At 71.6% G+C, this 14,588-nt stretch carries 14 protein-coding genes; 5 read left to right on the forward strand and 9 right to left on the reverse strand.

What is annotated here, in order from left to right; translation table 11 throughout:
* Nucleotides 1-281 precede the first annotated feature (281 nt).
* Nucleotides 282-488 (forward strand): DUF397 domain-containing protein, encoded by a 207-nt coding sequence (locus tag K4S16_RS28105; RefSeq protein WP_149262068.1) that lies wholly within the window; start codon nt 282-284, stop codon nt 486-488.
* A gap of 161 nt (nt 489-649) precedes the next feature.
* On the opposite strand, the gene K4S16_RS44520 is transcribed toward K4S16_RS28105, so the two are convergent.
* The 4 genes from K4S16_RS44520 to K4S16_RS28120 all read right to left on the reverse strand — a co-directional run bounded on the left by K4S16_RS44520 (nt 650) and on the right by K4S16_RS28120 (nt 3,294).
* Nucleotides 650-811, reverse strand: a complete 162-nt coding sequence (locus K4S16_RS44520) for a hypothetical protein (protein WP_160161061.1) — start codon at nt 809-811, stop codon at nt 650-652.
* Nucleotides 812-1,185: 374 nt separating this feature from the next.
* Nucleotides 1,186-1,479 (reverse strand): helix-turn-helix transcriptional regulator, encoded by a 294-nt coding sequence (locus K4S16_RS28110; RefSeq protein WP_149262069.1) that lies wholly within the window; start codon nt 1,477-1,479, stop codon nt 1,186-1,188.
* A gap of 67 nt (nt 1,480-1,546) precedes the next feature.
* On the reverse strand, nt 1,547-2,101 hold the full coding sequence (locus tag K4S16_RS28115) for a DinB family protein (RefSeq protein WP_149262070.1): 555 nt from the start codon (nt 2,099-2,101) through the stop codon (nt 1,547-1,549).
* A 134-nt stretch (nt 2,102-2,235) separates the two neighbouring features.
* Nucleotides 2,236-3,294 carry a Glu/Leu/Phe/Val dehydrogenase dimerization domain-containing protein gene (locus K4S16_RS28120; RefSeq protein ID WP_149262071.1) on the reverse strand — a complete coding sequence of 353 codons (1,059 nt, stop codon included), beginning with the start codon at nt 3,292-3,294 and terminating at the stop codon, nt 2,236-2,238.
* 78 nt (nt 3,295-3,372) lie between these two features.
* Here K4S16_RS28120 and K4S16_RS28125 point away from each other — a divergent pair, with 78 nt between their 5' ends.
* Nucleotides 3,373-3,888, forward strand: coding sequence for an Lrp/AsnC family transcriptional regulator (locus tag K4S16_RS28125; RefSeq protein WP_149262072.1), 516 nt, complete (start codon nt 3,373-3,375; stop codon nt 3,886-3,888).
* 102 nt (nt 3,889-3,990) lie between these two features.
* Here the strand turns inward: K4S16_RS28125 and K4S16_RS28130 are convergent, their stop codons facing one another.
* The 4 genes from K4S16_RS28130 to K4S16_RS28145 form a co-directional block, all read right to left on the reverse strand.
* Complete coding sequence (locus K4S16_RS28130; RefSeq protein WP_149262073.1) at nt 3,991-4,482, reverse strand: DUF523 domain-containing protein; 492 nt, start codon at nt 4,480-4,482, stop codon at nt 3,991-3,993.
* 37 nt (nt 4,483-4,519) lie between these two features.
* Nucleotides 4,520-5,338 (reverse strand): SDR family oxidoreductase, encoded by an 819-nt coding sequence (locus K4S16_RS28135; protein WP_149262074.1) that lies wholly within the window; start codon nt 5,336-5,338, stop codon nt 4,520-4,522.
* Nucleotides 5,339-5,562: 224 nt separating this feature from the next.
* Nucleotides 5,563-6,564, reverse strand: coding sequence for a diiron oxygenase (locus tag K4S16_RS28140; RefSeq protein WP_149262075.1), 1,002 nt, complete (start codon nt 6,562-6,564; stop codon nt 5,563-5,565).
* Nucleotides 6,565-6,621: 57 nt separating this feature from the next.
* Nucleotides 6,622-7,296 (reverse strand): TetR/AcrR family transcriptional regulator, encoded by a 675-nt coding sequence (locus K4S16_RS28145; protein ID WP_235037120.1) that lies wholly within the window; start codon nt 7,294-7,296, stop codon nt 6,622-6,624.
* A 232-nt stretch (nt 7,297-7,528) separates the two neighbouring features.
* Between K4S16_RS28145 and K4S16_RS28150 the strand changes: the two genes are divergently transcribed.
* The 3 genes from K4S16_RS28150 to K4S16_RS28160 all read left to right on the forward strand — a co-directional run bounded on the left by K4S16_RS28150 (nt 7,529) and on the right by K4S16_RS28160 (nt 12,107).
* Entirely contained in the window at nt 7,529-8,272 is a 744-nt protein-coding gene (locus K4S16_RS28150) for an ABC transporter ATP-binding protein (RefSeq protein ID WP_149262076.1), read from the forward strand.
* Complete coding sequence (locus K4S16_RS28155; protein WP_149262077.1) at nt 8,269-10,779, forward strand: ABC transporter permease; 2,511 nt, start codon at nt 8,269-8,271, stop codon at nt 10,777-10,779. Before K4S16_RS28150 ends, K4S16_RS28155 begins: the two co-directional genes overlap by 4 nt.
* Before the next feature lie 116 nt (nt 10,780-10,895).
* The gene (locus tag K4S16_RS28160) at nt 10,896-12,107 is read left to right on the forward strand and encodes a pyridoxal phosphate-dependent aminotransferase (protein WP_149262078.1); all 1,212 of its coding nucleotides are present in this window, start codon (nt 10,896-10,898) and stop codon (nt 12,105-12,107) included.
* Between the two features lie 255 nt (nt 12,108-12,362).
* Here the strand turns inward: K4S16_RS28160 and K4S16_RS28165 are convergent, their stop codons facing one another.
* Entirely contained in the window at nt 12,363-14,414 is a 2,052-nt protein-coding gene (locus K4S16_RS28165) for an ATP-dependent DNA helicase (RefSeq protein WP_200842193.1), read from the reverse strand.
* Between the last annotated feature and the right edge of the window lie 174 nt (nt 14,415-14,588).

Genomic DNA, 14,588 nt, shown 5'->3' on the forward strand with positions numbered 1-14,588 from the left:
ACATATTAGGAAAGGCCCCGCCGTTACTGGCGGGGCCTTTCTTGTTTTTCAGGGGCGGGAGGTCCGCGCCACTCTCCGTGCCTGTCGCCGCCCCCTGCCCACGAGGCTCGCTGCCCCTGCCTCGGCCCGCCGGCTGTCCGGTGACCAGGGCGGAGAATGCGGCGCCCAGGCGCCGGAAAGGTCATCCGGACGGGGGCCGCGCGACTGACTGACCGCATTCGGACATCCGCTAATGAATCGGGTGGCGGGGGTACAGAGGATGCGGGCAGAGGAGGATCCCGATGAATCGTGCCGTTCGTGGTCGTGTTGCATGGCGCAAGAGTTCCTGGAGCAATGGGTCGGGAAACTGCGTCGAGATCGCAGGGTTCCGGTACGCCATAGGGATCAGGGACAGCAAGGCACCGAACGGCCCTGTTCTCGTTGTCTCCCCGAAGCAGTGGGCGGCATTCATCAAGGCGGTCAAGGCAGGCGGGCACGACCTGAGCTGACCTGGGAAAGGCCGGGCGGCATGCGGCTACGGGCTGCAGCCTCGTCATCTGGATGACAAAGGCTGCCCGCATAGACGTGCTTGCCCGGAATGGCGGGCACCCGTGTCCGCACGCGTCCGCAGCGTGTCCGGATGAGGGTCAGCCGGTTCGATGAGCCTCGATCAGGTTGCCGCAGGTGTCGTCGAGCACGGCCGTGATTCCGGCACCGCGGTCGACTCCTGGGTGAAGCGCACAGCGAGGCCGCGCAGCCGTTCGTACACGGACTTGGCGTCGTCGCCGGCGGACGAGGCGTACGGGAGCCAACTGCCGATCAGGGCCGTCACGGCCTCACGGCTGGACGGCCGCTCGGTTGGAGTCGCAGGTCCGCCCCGTCAGGGTCCTGCGAGGACACGACGGTCAGGGCTCAATGGGGGGCGCGACGGTCCGGGTCCTGTGCAGGACCCGACGGTCCGGGTCCTGTGCACGACCCGACGGTCCGGGTCCTGTGCAGACACGACGGTCAGAGTCCTGAGGGGACACGGCCGTCAGAGCCTTGGGGGCGCGAGGGTCAGGCATCGGTCCTCATTTGGGGACTCGTGCTTCTTCACGGACCGCTGCGCCTCGGCGCAGCTCCTCAGCGCCTTCTTCTGGTCGTGCCGAACATGTTCGCCAGGTTGGCTCTCACGTCGGGCCCCCTCCCGTCGTGCCGGCGCCGCCGTCAGCGATGCTGGACGGTCCTCTTGGGCTTTCTGAGCCACCGCTCGACGATCGGTTCCAGCGGGCCGGTGTTGATGTAGTGGAACTTGTCCCGGCCCTCGCGCTTGGTGACGACGAGTCCTGCCGCCTCGAGGACCTCGAGGTGCTGCGAGATCGCCTGCCGTGACGAGCCGAGGTCGTACTTGGTCGTCAGGCGGGCACAGATCTCGAAGAGCGTCTGGCCGTTCCGGTCGGTCAGCTCGTCGAGGATGGTGCGTCGCGTGGGGTCGGCCAGAGCCTTGAATACGTCTCCCACACACACGACGCTAGGCAAGCAACTCCTTGCAGGTCAAGCGTGCCGGATCGCAGGGCGTGGCGCGCGCTCAGAGGCCCCGCGCCCCGTCGATGCGTTCGCGGAGCAGATCGGCGTGCCCGTTGTGCCGGGCGTACTCCTCGATCATGTGGATGAGCACCCAGCGCAGCGAGACCGGCCCGCGCCAGGCGTCGTGACCCTCGACGTCGAGGTGGGGGGCCTGGGCGACGTAGGCGTCGGCGAAGGCCACCTCCTCCCGCCAGGCCTGCCAGGCCCCGGTGATGACCTCGGGGTCCGGTGCGGCACCGTCGAAGTCGCCGTCGGGGTTCTCGGGGGAGGAGAAGCGGGCGGGCGCGTCCTGGCCGGCCAGGACCGCCCTGAACCAGCGGCGCTCGACGTCGGCGAGATGCCTGACCAGGCCGAGCAGCGACAGCGTGGACGGCTCCACCGGCCGCCGGGCCAGCTCGGCGTTCAGACCCGTGCACTTCAGTTCCAGGGTCGCCCGCTGCGCGGCGAGGACGTGGGCGAGCAGCGTCCGCTCGTCTCCGACGGCGGGGAAGGTGAATCGGCCATCTTCCTCGGCACCGAAGATCTCGCTTCTTCGGCGGAGGGTCGTTTCGTCCATCTCCTGCCTTTCCGAGGCTAGGCGAGCAGGGGCAAGGCATTCGGGCGAAGTGGGGGAGGCTGCCCTGCGTGCCCCGTTCACGGAGGCAACATTGTCATCGGCCGGCGCGGCCGTGGGGGAGGCTGCCCCGGCCGTCAGGCGTCCAGGACGTGTGAGGCGGCGGATGCGAGCCTGCGCTCGGCGATCTGCTGGGCGGCGCGCATCGGGGTGACGCCGGTCGAGCGAGCCAGGTCGAGAAGGTGGCCGACGGTGTCGCCGATACCCTCCACCCGCTGCTGGGCGGCCTCGTGGGCGTGGTTCTCCGATTCCCGGCTGAGAGCGTAGATGATGCCGCCGGCACTGGCGACGTAGTCGGGAACCCAGACGATGCCGTGCTTCGCGAGGGAATCGGCGACGGAGTCCTCGGTGAGCTGGTTGTTCGCCGGGCCGACGACGAGGCGCGCGGTGAGCCGGGGGACGACTGCCTCGTCGAGCACGCCACCGACGGCCGCTGGGACGAGGATGTCGGCCGGTGCGAGCAGGGCCTGGTCGGGCTCGACCCACCGGTACCCGCTCGCCAGGGCGGCGTCCTTGCGGGACTGCTCCACGTCCGACACGACGACGTGGGCGCCCTCGGCGGCCAGGCCGGCGGCGATGCCACTGCCGACCGACCCGAATCCGGCGATGACCACCGTGCGGCCGGTGCAGGAGGCGTCGCCGAACGCATGCCGGGCTCCGGCGCGCAGGGCCGCCAGAACGCCGGTCGCGGTGGGGCCGCCGGAATCGCCGGTCCCGCCGTGCGCCTCGGGTGCGCAGTACGCGTACGGCGAGAAGCGCCGCAGGGTCACCATGTCCTCCGGGCCGGTGCCGATGTCGGGGCCGGTTCGATAGGACCCCTCGAAGGAAGCGATCAGCTCGCCCAGGTCCTCGAGCACGGCCTCGCGCAGATCCGCGGTGAGTTCGGTCCCCCTGTCGAGGGCGATCACGGTCTTGCCGCCTCCGAAGTCCAGACCGGCCACCGCGGCCTTGTAGGTCATGGCCTCGGACAGGCGCAGCGCGTCGGCCAGTCCGTCTTGCCAGGTGCCGTAGCGGCGAAGCCTGCAACCGCCGACCGCCGGGCCCAGCGCCCGGGAGTGGACGGCGACGATCAGCGGCAGTCGGGAGCGGACGCCGCGCCGGATGACGACATGTTCGTGTGCAAATGCTTGGCCCATGCCCGTGAAGTTAGAGTCTCGTACGGTTCAGTCGGCCCGCTGCCGAACTAAATCCGGATTCACGCCCGGGAGGCGACCATGGACGAACTAGATACGGCGATCGTGCACCATCTGCAGGCCGATGGTCGGCTGTCCAACCGCGCCCTCGCCGAGAAGCTCGGCATCGCACCGTCCACCTGCCTCGAACGCACCAGGCTTCTGCGCAAGCGCGGAATCATCCAGGGATACCGGGCCCAGGTCTCCCTGCACGCACTCAACCGCTCGGTACAGGCGATGGTCTTCACCCAGGTCCGGCCACTGCGCCGGGACGTCGTCGCCGACTTCGAACGCTCGGTGACCCGGCTACCGGAAGTCGTCTCCGTCTACACCATGGCCGGCAGCGACGACTTCCTCGTCCACGTCACGGCCCAGGACATCGACCATCTGCACGCTTTTCTCCTGGACCAGTTCACCAACCGGCGCGAGATCGTCAGCTTCCGCACCTCGATCATCTACCAGCACCTGACCAACCCGGTGCTCGATCCCCTGCCCCCACGGCAGAGCACCGCGCGCGAGACCCTGCCGCCCGCCGGACCCCCAACTCCCCGGCCATGACCCGCAAGCAGCGCATGGCCGGTCCGGACACGGTGTCGGAGGCGGCCCTCTGCCTTGCAGCGGAGAGGGACTTGGGCCCGTCCCAGGGCGGTGAAGGCCGCTTCAGCTCTCCAGGTCGGTCAGGAGGGCCTGCACTGCGTCCAGGTCGTCTTCGCTGAAGACGCGGATTCCGGAGCGGCGCAGGAGTGCGGTCGTCACGCCGGTTCCGGGGGCCGCGCTGCCGGTGAAGGTGCCGTCGTAGATCCGGTGGCTGCCGCAGGACGGGCTGCCCTCCTTGAGGAGGGCGAGGCGGGCGCCGGAGCGCTGCGCGGTCTCCAGAGCCAGCCGGGCGCCGCGGAGGAACTCGCCGGTGACGTCGGCGCCGGTGCGGGTGAGGATGCGGGCCGTGCCGTCGAGGACGTCGCCGCCGTCACCGCCGATGATCTCGGCGGGTGGGCGGGGGACGGGGAGCCCGCCCGACACCTCGGGACAGAAGGGGACGAGGCGGCCCTCGGCGCGCCAGCGTTCGAAGAGGTCGCCCGCGACCGGCTTGGCCGCGCCGTCGTAGCGGACGGGCCGCCCGGCGAGGCACGAGCTGACCAGGATGCGCTCCACGCCGCCCAGCCTATGCGCGCCGCGCCGGGGGCTCCGCCTACTTGCCGGCGCGGATGCGGTCGACGGCGATCTGGGCGACGCGGACGGCGGCTCCCGGGTTGAGGCGGGCGCCGCGCCAGGCGAAGCGGCCGTGGGCGGGGGCGACGATGAGGGCCTGGTTCTTGGCGACGCCGCGCATGATGTCGCGGGCGAGCTTCTCGGCCGTGTAGAGGCGGGGGGCCGCCTTCGCGATGTCGCCGGTGGCGTCGCCGCTCAGCTGGGTCTCCGGCAGGTCGGGGTTGACGTTGTGCAGGAGCGGGGTGTCCACGAAGCTCGGGCACACGACGCTGACCTTGACGCCGCGTCCGGCGGCCTCGGCGCGCAGGCCAAGGGACAGGCCGACGACGGCGTGCTTGGTGGCGGTGTAGGGGATGCCGATCGGCATCGGGACGAGCCCGGCGAGCGAGGCGGTGTTGACGATGTGGCCGCCGCCCTGCTCCAGCATGATCGGGTAGGCGGCGTGGACGCCGTGCACGACGCCCTTGAGGTTGATGTCGATGGCGCGGTTCCAGTGGTCGAGGGTGAGCTCCTCGGCCAGCCCGCCGACCGCGATGCCCGCGTTGTTGAACACCAGGTCGAGCCGCCCGTGGTCGGCCTTGACGCCCTTGTAGAGGTCGGCGACGGCGGCCGCGTCGGTGACGTCGAGCGCGGCGGAGACCGCCTTGCCCTTGCCGAGCGTGTTCAGCTTGTCGGCGACCTGCTCGGCGCCCTCGGCGTTGATGTCGGTGACCACGACGGTGTCGCCGCGCGCCACCAGGGACGTGGCGATCGCACGGCCGATGCCGGACGCTCCTCCGGTCACGATCGCGATGCTCATGTGCGCGCTCCGCTCGATGAACGGCGGGGCCGGGCTCGGAAGGGAGCCCGGACCGCGCCGATTAATTGGATCTTATGTTCAATTGCGAGGATTCTAGGTGGCGGCACGGGCCGCCGGTACTCAGCGCGGCGACAAACTCGCGGCCCCGGACTCGTCCCGCCGATCGATCTGGAAGTCCGACCGCAGCCGGACGCCGGCCGCGCCGCCCCTGGGCTCCGCCGTGCTCAGGCGGCCCTGATCGGCGCGACCGCGCGGCGCTGCTTCGGCTCGTCCCAGATGCCGAAGGCCTTCCAGACCTGCTTACTCACCGGATTGATCACGCCGAGCTCGGCCATCAGGTCGCGGATCTTGCCGACCGAGTTGGAGATCTCCGCCTGGGCCGCGTCGTTCTTGTAGGCGGCGCGGACGACGTCCTTCGGGATATTGAAGTGCCGCACCATCGGGCCGGGCGGGGACAGCATGATCCGCGCCATCACGCCGAGGACGACGGGCGTCGCGAGGCCGAGGATCCGGCGGCGCACCGGGTGCATGTTCGGGACCCGGTGCTTGAGGTAGTGCCGGGCGAACGAGATGTGCCGGGCCTCCTCCGCGATGTGGATCTTCATGATGGTCTCCTCGAGCGGGTGCTTGATGTGCCCGCCCTTGAGGGACTTGCGCTGGACGTAGTCGATCGGGTCCTCGCCGCCGAGCACGAAGACGAAGAACATCTCGGTGCTGACCAGCGGGATCCACGGGGCGGCCTGGGCGATGAGGCTGAGCGAGCGCGGCATGCCGCGGATCGGCATCTTCGTCCGGTTCACGAACTCCTGGAACATCATCCCGTGGTGACATTCCTCGGTCGTCTCGTGGTAGACGTACCGGAACTCGGGGCGGCCGTTCGGCAGCCGGTAGGCGTAGTTGAGCAGCCCGCGCTTGAGCAGGTTCTCGAACTGGAGCCCGATCTTCATCGCGGTGGCGACCCGCCACAGGCCGATCTGCGACTGGATCTCCGGCGGCTGCGACCTGTACCAGTCCGTCTCCCCGAGCCGGTCGAACTGCGGCAGCACCCAGCGCGGGTCGTTCTTGTCGACGAGGAACTCGGGGTCGTCCCACGGGATGTCGGCGTAGGCCTCCCAGTGCTTCTCGACCGACGCCTTGTTCAGGCGGTCGATGACGCCGAGGTACGACTTCTTGTCCTTGACCTGCTCGCGGACCTCGTCGGCGAGTTCGGTGGGGGCTTTCGGCATTGGGGACGCTCCCTCGGGGTGGTGCGGTCGGCGGGGGCCGGTGCGGGACGGGTCGGGTCAGGGGCCGGTGCGGGGCCCGGCCTCCGCCGTGCCCTGCTCGGGGACGATCAGCTGCGCGACGTCCTTGATCTGGCGCAGCACCGCGGCCTGGTGGCCCTCGGCGTCGTCGTCCAGCGCGTTCTGGATGGACAGCCCGACGAACATGGCGAACAGGGTGCGCAGCGTCGTCGAGACGAAGTCGGGGGGGAGGGTGTTGTCGGGGAACAGCCGCTCGAACGTCTCCGTGATCACCTGGAGGATCCGCTCGTTCAGGTCGCGGCACAGCGGCCGCAGCTCGTCGTCGGTGCGGGCCGCCACCGCCAGCTCCATGAGGGCCTTGGCCGGACGGCCGCGGAACACCTCCCAGAGCAGGTCGAGCGCTCCCGAGACGTTGCGCCGGTCCGCCGGCAGCACCGCGAACGCCGTCTCGTACGCCAGGCGCTGCGCCTCCAGGAGGTGCTCCAGCGCGGCCGCGACGAGGACCATCTTCGTCGGGTAGTGGTGCTGCTGCGCCCCGCGCGAGACGCCGGCGCGGCGGGCCACCTCCGTGGTGGACGTCCCGGACCAGCCGAGGTCCACCAGGCACTCCGTGGTGGCCTCCAGGAGCCTGGCCTGCGTGCGCGACCTGCGCTCCTCCTGCGTCCGGCGGCCGGAGGAGCCGTGCCGGTGACGTCTGCGGCTGCTTACTGACACGACTCAGACGGTACGAGCGCGAGATACAAGCAATCAAGCCTGCATGTATGTTGCCCGCATCACAATTGGACATCGAGTCTCATTGATCGCCGCGTACCGCGCCTGACGTAGGCGGCGGCTCGCGCGGCCTCCTCTGGGAGCAGGCGCAGTGCCTCTTCTGGCCCGACGACGGGCCCCATGCCGCCGGGCCACGATCCCGGGCATGGGAAACGCAGCGGAAGCAAGGCGAGCGATGAGCGAGGGCACCGCGGGCGGCGCCCGCACGGTGGGCCTCACCAAGGTGTACGGGTCCGGCGCCATGGCGGTGCGGGCCCTCGACGATGTCAGCGTGGAGTTCCCGGAGCGGCGCTTCACCGCGATCATGGGACCGTCCGGGGCCGGGAAGTCCACCCTCATGCACTGCGTCGCGGGGCTGGAGGACGCGACGTCCGGCAAGGTCTACGTCGGCGACCAGGAGCTCGGGGCGCTCTCGGATCGCCGCCTCACCCGGCTCAGGCGGGAGCGGATCGGGTTCGTGTTCCAGGCGTTCAACCTGCTCCCCACGCTCACGGCCCGCGACAACATCCTCCTGCCCCTGACCCTCGCGGGGGCGGGTCCGGACCAGGAGTGGCTGGACACGGTCGTCCGCGTGCTGAAGCTGGGGGACCGGCTGTCGCACCGCCCGTCCGAGATGTCCGGCGGGCAGCAGCAGCGGGTGGCGCTGGCGCGCGCCCTGGTCACGCGCCCCCAGATCGTGTTCGCCGACGAGCCGACCGGCAACCTCGACTCCCGCACCGGCGCCGAGGTGCTGGGTCTCCTCCGCGACGCCGTGGACCACCTCGGCCAGACCGTGGCGATGGTCACCCACGACCCGGTCGCCGCCGGGCACGCCGACGCGGTGGTGTTCCTCGCCGACGGCCAGGTCGTCGACGTCATGGACGCGCCCACACCCGACCGGGTGCTGGACCGCATGCGCGGGCTGGGGGACCACCGATGATCGGGCTCGTGTTCAAGGAGCTGTGGGGACGCAAGCGCCGCATGGCGGGCTCCCTGGTGGCCGTCTTCCTCGGCGTGACGTTCCTGACCGGGACGCTCGTCCTCGGCGACACCCTCGCGGCGAGCATCGACGGGTACGTCTCCAGCGGCTACGGCGACACGGACGTGGTCGTCCGGAACGCCACCAGGGTGAGCGACGCGCCGTGGGGCGCGCGCGGGCAGATCGACGCGTCCGTCTTGGACAGGGTCAGCCAGGTGAAGGGCGTCGCCAACGCCGAACCGACCATCGAGGGGTCGGGGCAGCTGCTCGCCAAGGACGGCGCGGTGATCCGGTCGCGCGGCCCCCGGATGGCGGGCAACTGGAAGACCGACCCGAAGCTCAACCCCTACCGGCTCGCCGAGGGACGGGCGCCCCGCGCGCCGGACGAGGTCGTGATCGACAAGATGTTCGCCGACGAGGGCCACCTCAAGGTCGGCGACCGGACGGCGGTGCTCACGCCGGAGAAGGTCCCCGTGACGGTCGTCGGCATCAGCATGTTCGGCGACCAGGAGGCCTTCGGCGAGACGTCGTTCACGGCGTTCTCCCTTGAGGGCGCGCGCCGGTACGTCGCGAAGGGGACCGACCGCATCAGCGGCGTCTCGATCCGCGCGCAGGACGGCGTCGACCAGGGGGAGCTGGCCTCGCGGGTGCGGGCCGTGCTGCCCTCCGGGGTGCAGGCCCTGTCGAAGAAGGCACAGGTCGAGGAGGGGATGAGCCTCGTCCAGAACGGCTTCCTGCGCGTGTTCCGGACCGTCCTGGCCGCCTTCGGCGGGGTGGCGCTGCTGGTCGCCGCGTTCAGCATCCACAACACGTTCGCGATCACGATGGCGCAGCGGACCCGCGAGTCGGCCCTGCTGCGCGCGCTCGGCGCCGGGCGCCGGCAGGTCGTCACGATCGTCGGCTTCGAGGCGCTGGTGGTCGGCGGCGCCGCGACCCTCGCCGGGCTCGCCGGCGGGATCGGGTTCGCCGCCCTGCTCCGGGAGCTGTTCGCCGAGTTCCGCATCGGGATCGAGATGGAGGGCCTCACCGTCGCCGCCACCTCGGTCATGATCGCGGTGCCGGTCGGGCTGCTGGTCACCCTGGTCGCCGCGCTCGGCCCGGCGCTGAAGGCGTCGCGGGTGCCGCCGCTGGCCGCGCTGCGCGAGGTCGCGGCCGAGGCCTCCCGGCCGACCGAGACCCGCCTCATCGTCGGCGCCGTCTTCGCGGCCGTGGCGGTCGGCACCGTCGTGTTCGGCGCCGTCACCGAGCAGATGGCGATGGCGGCCGCGGGCGCGGTGGTGACCGTCGTGGCGATGGTCGTCCTCGGCCCCGTCGCCGCCCGTCCCGTCGCGGCGCTGGTCGGCGGGCCCGCGGCACGGCTGCGCGGCGTGCCCGGGACGCTCGCGCGCGACAACGCCTCCCGCAGCCCGGCGCGCACGGCCGGGGCGGCGACCGCGCTGATGATCGGCGTCGGGGTCGTCACGCTGATGACGGTGTTCCTCGGGTCGCTGCGCGCCTCTCTGGAGGACGGCGTCGCCGGGTCGTTCAAGGGGCCGATCGTCGTGGACGCGGGCACCAACGAGACCGGCGGGTTCGCCACCTCGCTCGTGCAGGAGGCGGCGAAGCTGCCGCAGGTGAGCGAGGTCGCCGGGATGGGCACAGGCAGCATGCGGGTGAACGGCAAGCCGTCCACCGTCAGCGTGGCCGACCCCTCCGCCCTGCGGCGCGTCCTCGACCTGGACGTCACCCAAGGCGGCCTCAACGACGCCGGTACGGTCGCCGTCTCGAAGAAGGCCGCGGACGACAAGGGCTGGCGCGTGGGCTCCACGGTGGGCGTGACGTTCGCGGACGGCGCCTCACAGAAGCTCACCGTGGGGGCCGTCTACGGCAACACCGACTTGACCGGGGACTACCTCATCCCGCGGTCGGTGTGGAACGCGCACACCAGGCAGCCGCTCGACACCAGGGCGTTCGTCGAACTGAAGGCCGGCGCGTCGGTCGCGTCCGCCCGGCAGGCCCTCACCGCGCTGGCCAAGCCGTACGGCGCGCCCGACGTGGAGTCGCGGGACGAGTTCGTCGCCGCGCAGACCGAGGACATGGCCGGCTTCATCGGCGTCGTCTACGGGATGCTCATCCTGGCGATCGTCATCGCGCTGCTCGGCATCGCCAACACGCTGTCGCTCGCCGTCCACGAGCGGACCCGCGAACTCGGCCTGCTGCGCGCGGTCGGCGCGACGCGCCCGCAGATCCGTTCCATGGTGCGCTGGGAGTCGGTCATCGTCGCGCTGTTCGGCACCGGCGGCGGCGTCGGCCTCGGGGTGTTCCTCGGCTGGGGCCTCGGCGCCGCCCTCGGCAACCCGTTCGCGCCGCAGGCCGCGCAGGTCGCGGTCATCGCCGTGGTCGGCGCGGTCGCCGGGGCCCTCGCCGCGATCCGCCCCGCCCGGCGCGCGGCGCGGCTGGCCATCCTGTCGGCGATCTCCGCCCCGTGACACGCCCGTCCCCGCCTCCCGGCCTCGCGGCCGGGGGCGGGGGCTTCCGGATCCGGTCGCGACGCCGCGGCGGGGTGCGCCGCGTGTCGCCGCCGGACCGCCGTTATGGTGACTCCATGCAGGTCAACCAGTCGGGCAAGCTGACCAACGTCTGTTACGACATCCGCGGGCCGGTCCTCAAGCGCGCCAAGCAGCTGGAGAACGAGGGAAACAAGATCCTCAAGCTGCACATCGGCAACCCGGCCCCGTTCGGGTTCGAGGCCCCGCCCGAACTCCTCCAGGACATGATCCGCAACCTGCCGGAGGCGCACGGCTACAGCGACTCCAAGGGCATCCTGCCCGCCCGCCGCGCCATCGTGCAGACCTTCGAGGACAACGGCGTCACCGGCGTCGACGTCGAGGACGTCTACCTCGGCAACGGCGTCTCCGAGCTCATCGTCATGACGCTGCAGGCGCTGCTCAACGACGGCGACGAGGTGCTCATCCCGGCGCCCGACTACCCGCTGTGGACGGCGTCGGTGTCGCTGTGCGGCGGCACGCCCGTCCACTACCTGTGCGACGAGGACGACGGGTGGCAGCCGAGCCTGGACGACATCGAGTCCAAGATCGGCGACCGGACCCGCGCGCTGGTGATCATCAACCCGAACAACCCGACCGGCGCCGTCTACTCGCGCGAGGTGCTGTCGCGCATCGTCGAGGTCGCCCGCCGCCGGAACCTGATCATCTTTGCGGACGAGATCTACGACCGGATCCTCTACGACGACGCCGAGCACGTCCCGATCGCGTCCCTGGCCCCCGACCTGCTGTGCCTCACCTTCGGCGGCCTGTCCAAGAACTACCGCGTCGCCGGGTTCCGCTCGGGATGGGTGGTGCTGTCCGGACCGAAGGAGCACGCCGAGTCCTACATCGAGGGCCTCGACATCCTCGCCAACATGCGGCTCTGCCCGAACGTCCCGGGGCAGCACGCCATCCAGGCCGCGCTCGGCGGCTACCAGAGCATCGACGACCTCGTCCTGCCGACCGGGCGCCTCGGCGAGCAGCGCGACCGCGCCTGGAAGCTGCTGAACGACCTGCCGGGCGTCAGCTGCGTCAAGCCGCAGGGCGCCCTGTACGTCTTCCCGCGCCTGGACCCGGAGATGTACCCGGTCGAGGACGACATGCGCTTCGCCCTCGACCTGCTGGAGCAGCAGAAGCTCCTGGTCGTCCAGGGGACGGGGTTCAACTGGCCGACGACCGACCACTTCCGCGTCGTCACCCTCCAGTACGCCGACGACCTGGAGGACGCGGTGGGCCGCATCGGCGAGTTCCTCTCCACCTACCGCCGCTAGCCCCGCCCCCGCCACCACGCCTCCGGCGACGCCGCCAGGGCCGCGTGGCGTGCCAGGGCCGCGTGGCGTGCCAGGGCCGCGGGAGCGCGCCTCCGTAGCGCAGGCAGGACTCCGGCCGCGCCGTCAGGACCGCGCGGCGCCGCCACGACTCCGGCCGCGCCTCATGCCCGTGTCGCGCCGCTAGGACCGCGTCTCGCCGCCACGACTCCGGCTGTGCCGTCAGGATCGCGTCGCGGCGTCAGACGCGTCGTCGCGTCAGGACTGGGTCGCGGCGGCGTCGAGACGGCGGAGGGCGCCGCGGACGACGTCCGGATCGGTGGTCGCCCAGAACGGCGGCAGCGAGTTCTTGAGGAAGCCGCCGTATCGGGCCGTAGCGAGCCTCGGGTCGAGGACGGCGACCACGCCGCGGTCGTCCATCGACCGCAGCAGCCGGCCCGCGCCCTGCGCGAGCAGCAGCGCCGCGTGCGTCGCCGCGACCGCCATGAACCCGTTGCCGCCGCGCGCCGCGACGGCCCGGGACCGTGCCGACGACACCGGGTCGTCCGGGCGCGGGAAGGGGATGCGGTCCATGATGACGAGCTGCAGTGAGGGGCCGGGGACGTCGACGCCCTGCCAGAGGGACAGGGTGCCGAACAGGCAGGTCCGCTCGTCCTCGGCGAACTGCTTCACCAGCAGTGAGGTGGAGTCTTCGCCCTGGCAGAGCAGCGGGTGGGACAGGTGGTCCTTCAGTTCGTCGGCGGCCTGGCGCGCGGCGCGCATCGAGGAGAACAGGCCGAGCGTCCGCCCGCCCGCCGCCTCGATCAGCTCGGTGATCTCGGTCAGGTAGGCGTCGGCGAGGCCGTCGCGCCCCGGCTGCGGCAGGTGCCGCGCGACGTAGAGGATGCCCGCCTTCGGATGGTCGAACGGGGAGCCGACGTCGAGCCCCGACCAGACGACCTCGGTCTCCTCGCCCTTCTCCGTCGCGGTACGCGCGAGGCCCTCGGCGGCGGTCTTGGCGTCCTTCGGGCCACCTTCGTCGAGCGGCGGCAGGCCCCACTGGCGGGCGAGCGGCTCGAACGACCCGCCGAGCGTGAGCGTCGCGGACGTCAGGACCGCGGTGCGCTGCTCGAACAGCGTCGCGCGCAGCAGCCCGCCGACACCGATCGGCGCCACGTGCAGCGCCGGCGGCCGCTTCGGGCGCCCCTCCTGGACGAACGGCTTCTCCAGCCACACGACGTCGAAGCGCTGCGCCATCTCGGGCTTGAACGCATCCAGGATCCGCACGGCCGTGTCGTGCAGCTCCTCCAGCGAGGACCGGGCCGCCTTGCGCGCGGCCATGTCGCCGGGGTCGGAATCCTTCTTCTCCGGCCCGAGCGCGGTGATGCAGGCGTGCGCGGCGTCCCGCACAGAGGCGAGGGTGTTGCCAAGGGCGCTGGACAGGACGTCCATGCGTCCTGCGGGCATCTCCTCCAGCAGGAGGCCGAGGCCTTCGGCGGCCTCCTTGAGCCGGTCGGCCAGGTGCTCCTCGGTGAGGCGCCCGCAGCGCCGCGCGGTCATCTCCACACCGGCCGCGCTCAGATCCCCGGTCGCGACCGACGTGACGCGGTCGACGAGTTCATGGGCCTCGTCGACGATCACGACGTCGTGCTCGGGCAGGACCTGGAACTCCTCCAGGGCGTCGATGGCCAGCAGCGCGTGGTTGGTGACGACGATGTGTGCCTCGCCGGCCTCCGCCCGTGCCAGCTCGGCGAAGCACTCGCTGCCGTGCGGGCACCGCTGCGCGCCCAGGCACTCCTTCGCCGTCACGGCGACCTGCCGCCACGCCTGCTCGCTCACCCCCGGCACCAGCTCGTCGCGGTCGCCGGTCTTCGTCTCCTCGGCCCACTCGTTCAGCCGCTTGACCTGCCGCCCCAGCGAGGACAACTGCTGCGGGTCGAACAGGCTCGGCCCGCCGTCCTCCTCCTCGGGCGCGCCCGTCTGCACGCGGTGCAGGCACAGGTAGTTACGGCGCCCCTTGAGGATCGCGTACTTCAACTCCGTGCCGAGGAGCGGGCCCAGCGCCTCCGCGAGCCGAGGCAGGTCGCGGTCGACGAGCTGCCGCTGCAACGCGATCGTCGCCGTGGACACGACCACGGTGGTCTTGTCCTTGACGGCGTGGCGGATCGCGGGAACCAGGTAGGCGAGCGACTTGCCGGTGCCCGTGCCCGCCTGCGCGGCGACGTGCTCCCCGGAGTCGATCGCCTTCTCCACCGCCTGGGCCATCGCCACCTGCCCGGGGCGCTCGGCGCCCCCGACGGACGCGACGGCCGCGGCGAGGAGGGTCGCCATGTCCGGAATCTGGGTCTCGCTGCCGGTCAGCAGATCAGGGGCGGGCACGTCGCCCAACGCTACCGCCCGCGGCCGACACCCGCGTCCCGTCCGGCGCGACCGCCTCGAACAGAGCACCTCGGATCGGCCAGGAGTTATCCACAGTTCGGGAAGCTCCGGCGGCCCCTCCGGCGC

Source organism: Actinomadura sp. K4S16 (assembly GCF_008327685.1).
In the GTDB taxonomy this organism is placed as follows: Bacteria; Actinomycetota; Actinomycetes; order Streptosporangiales; family Streptosporangiaceae; genus Spirillospora.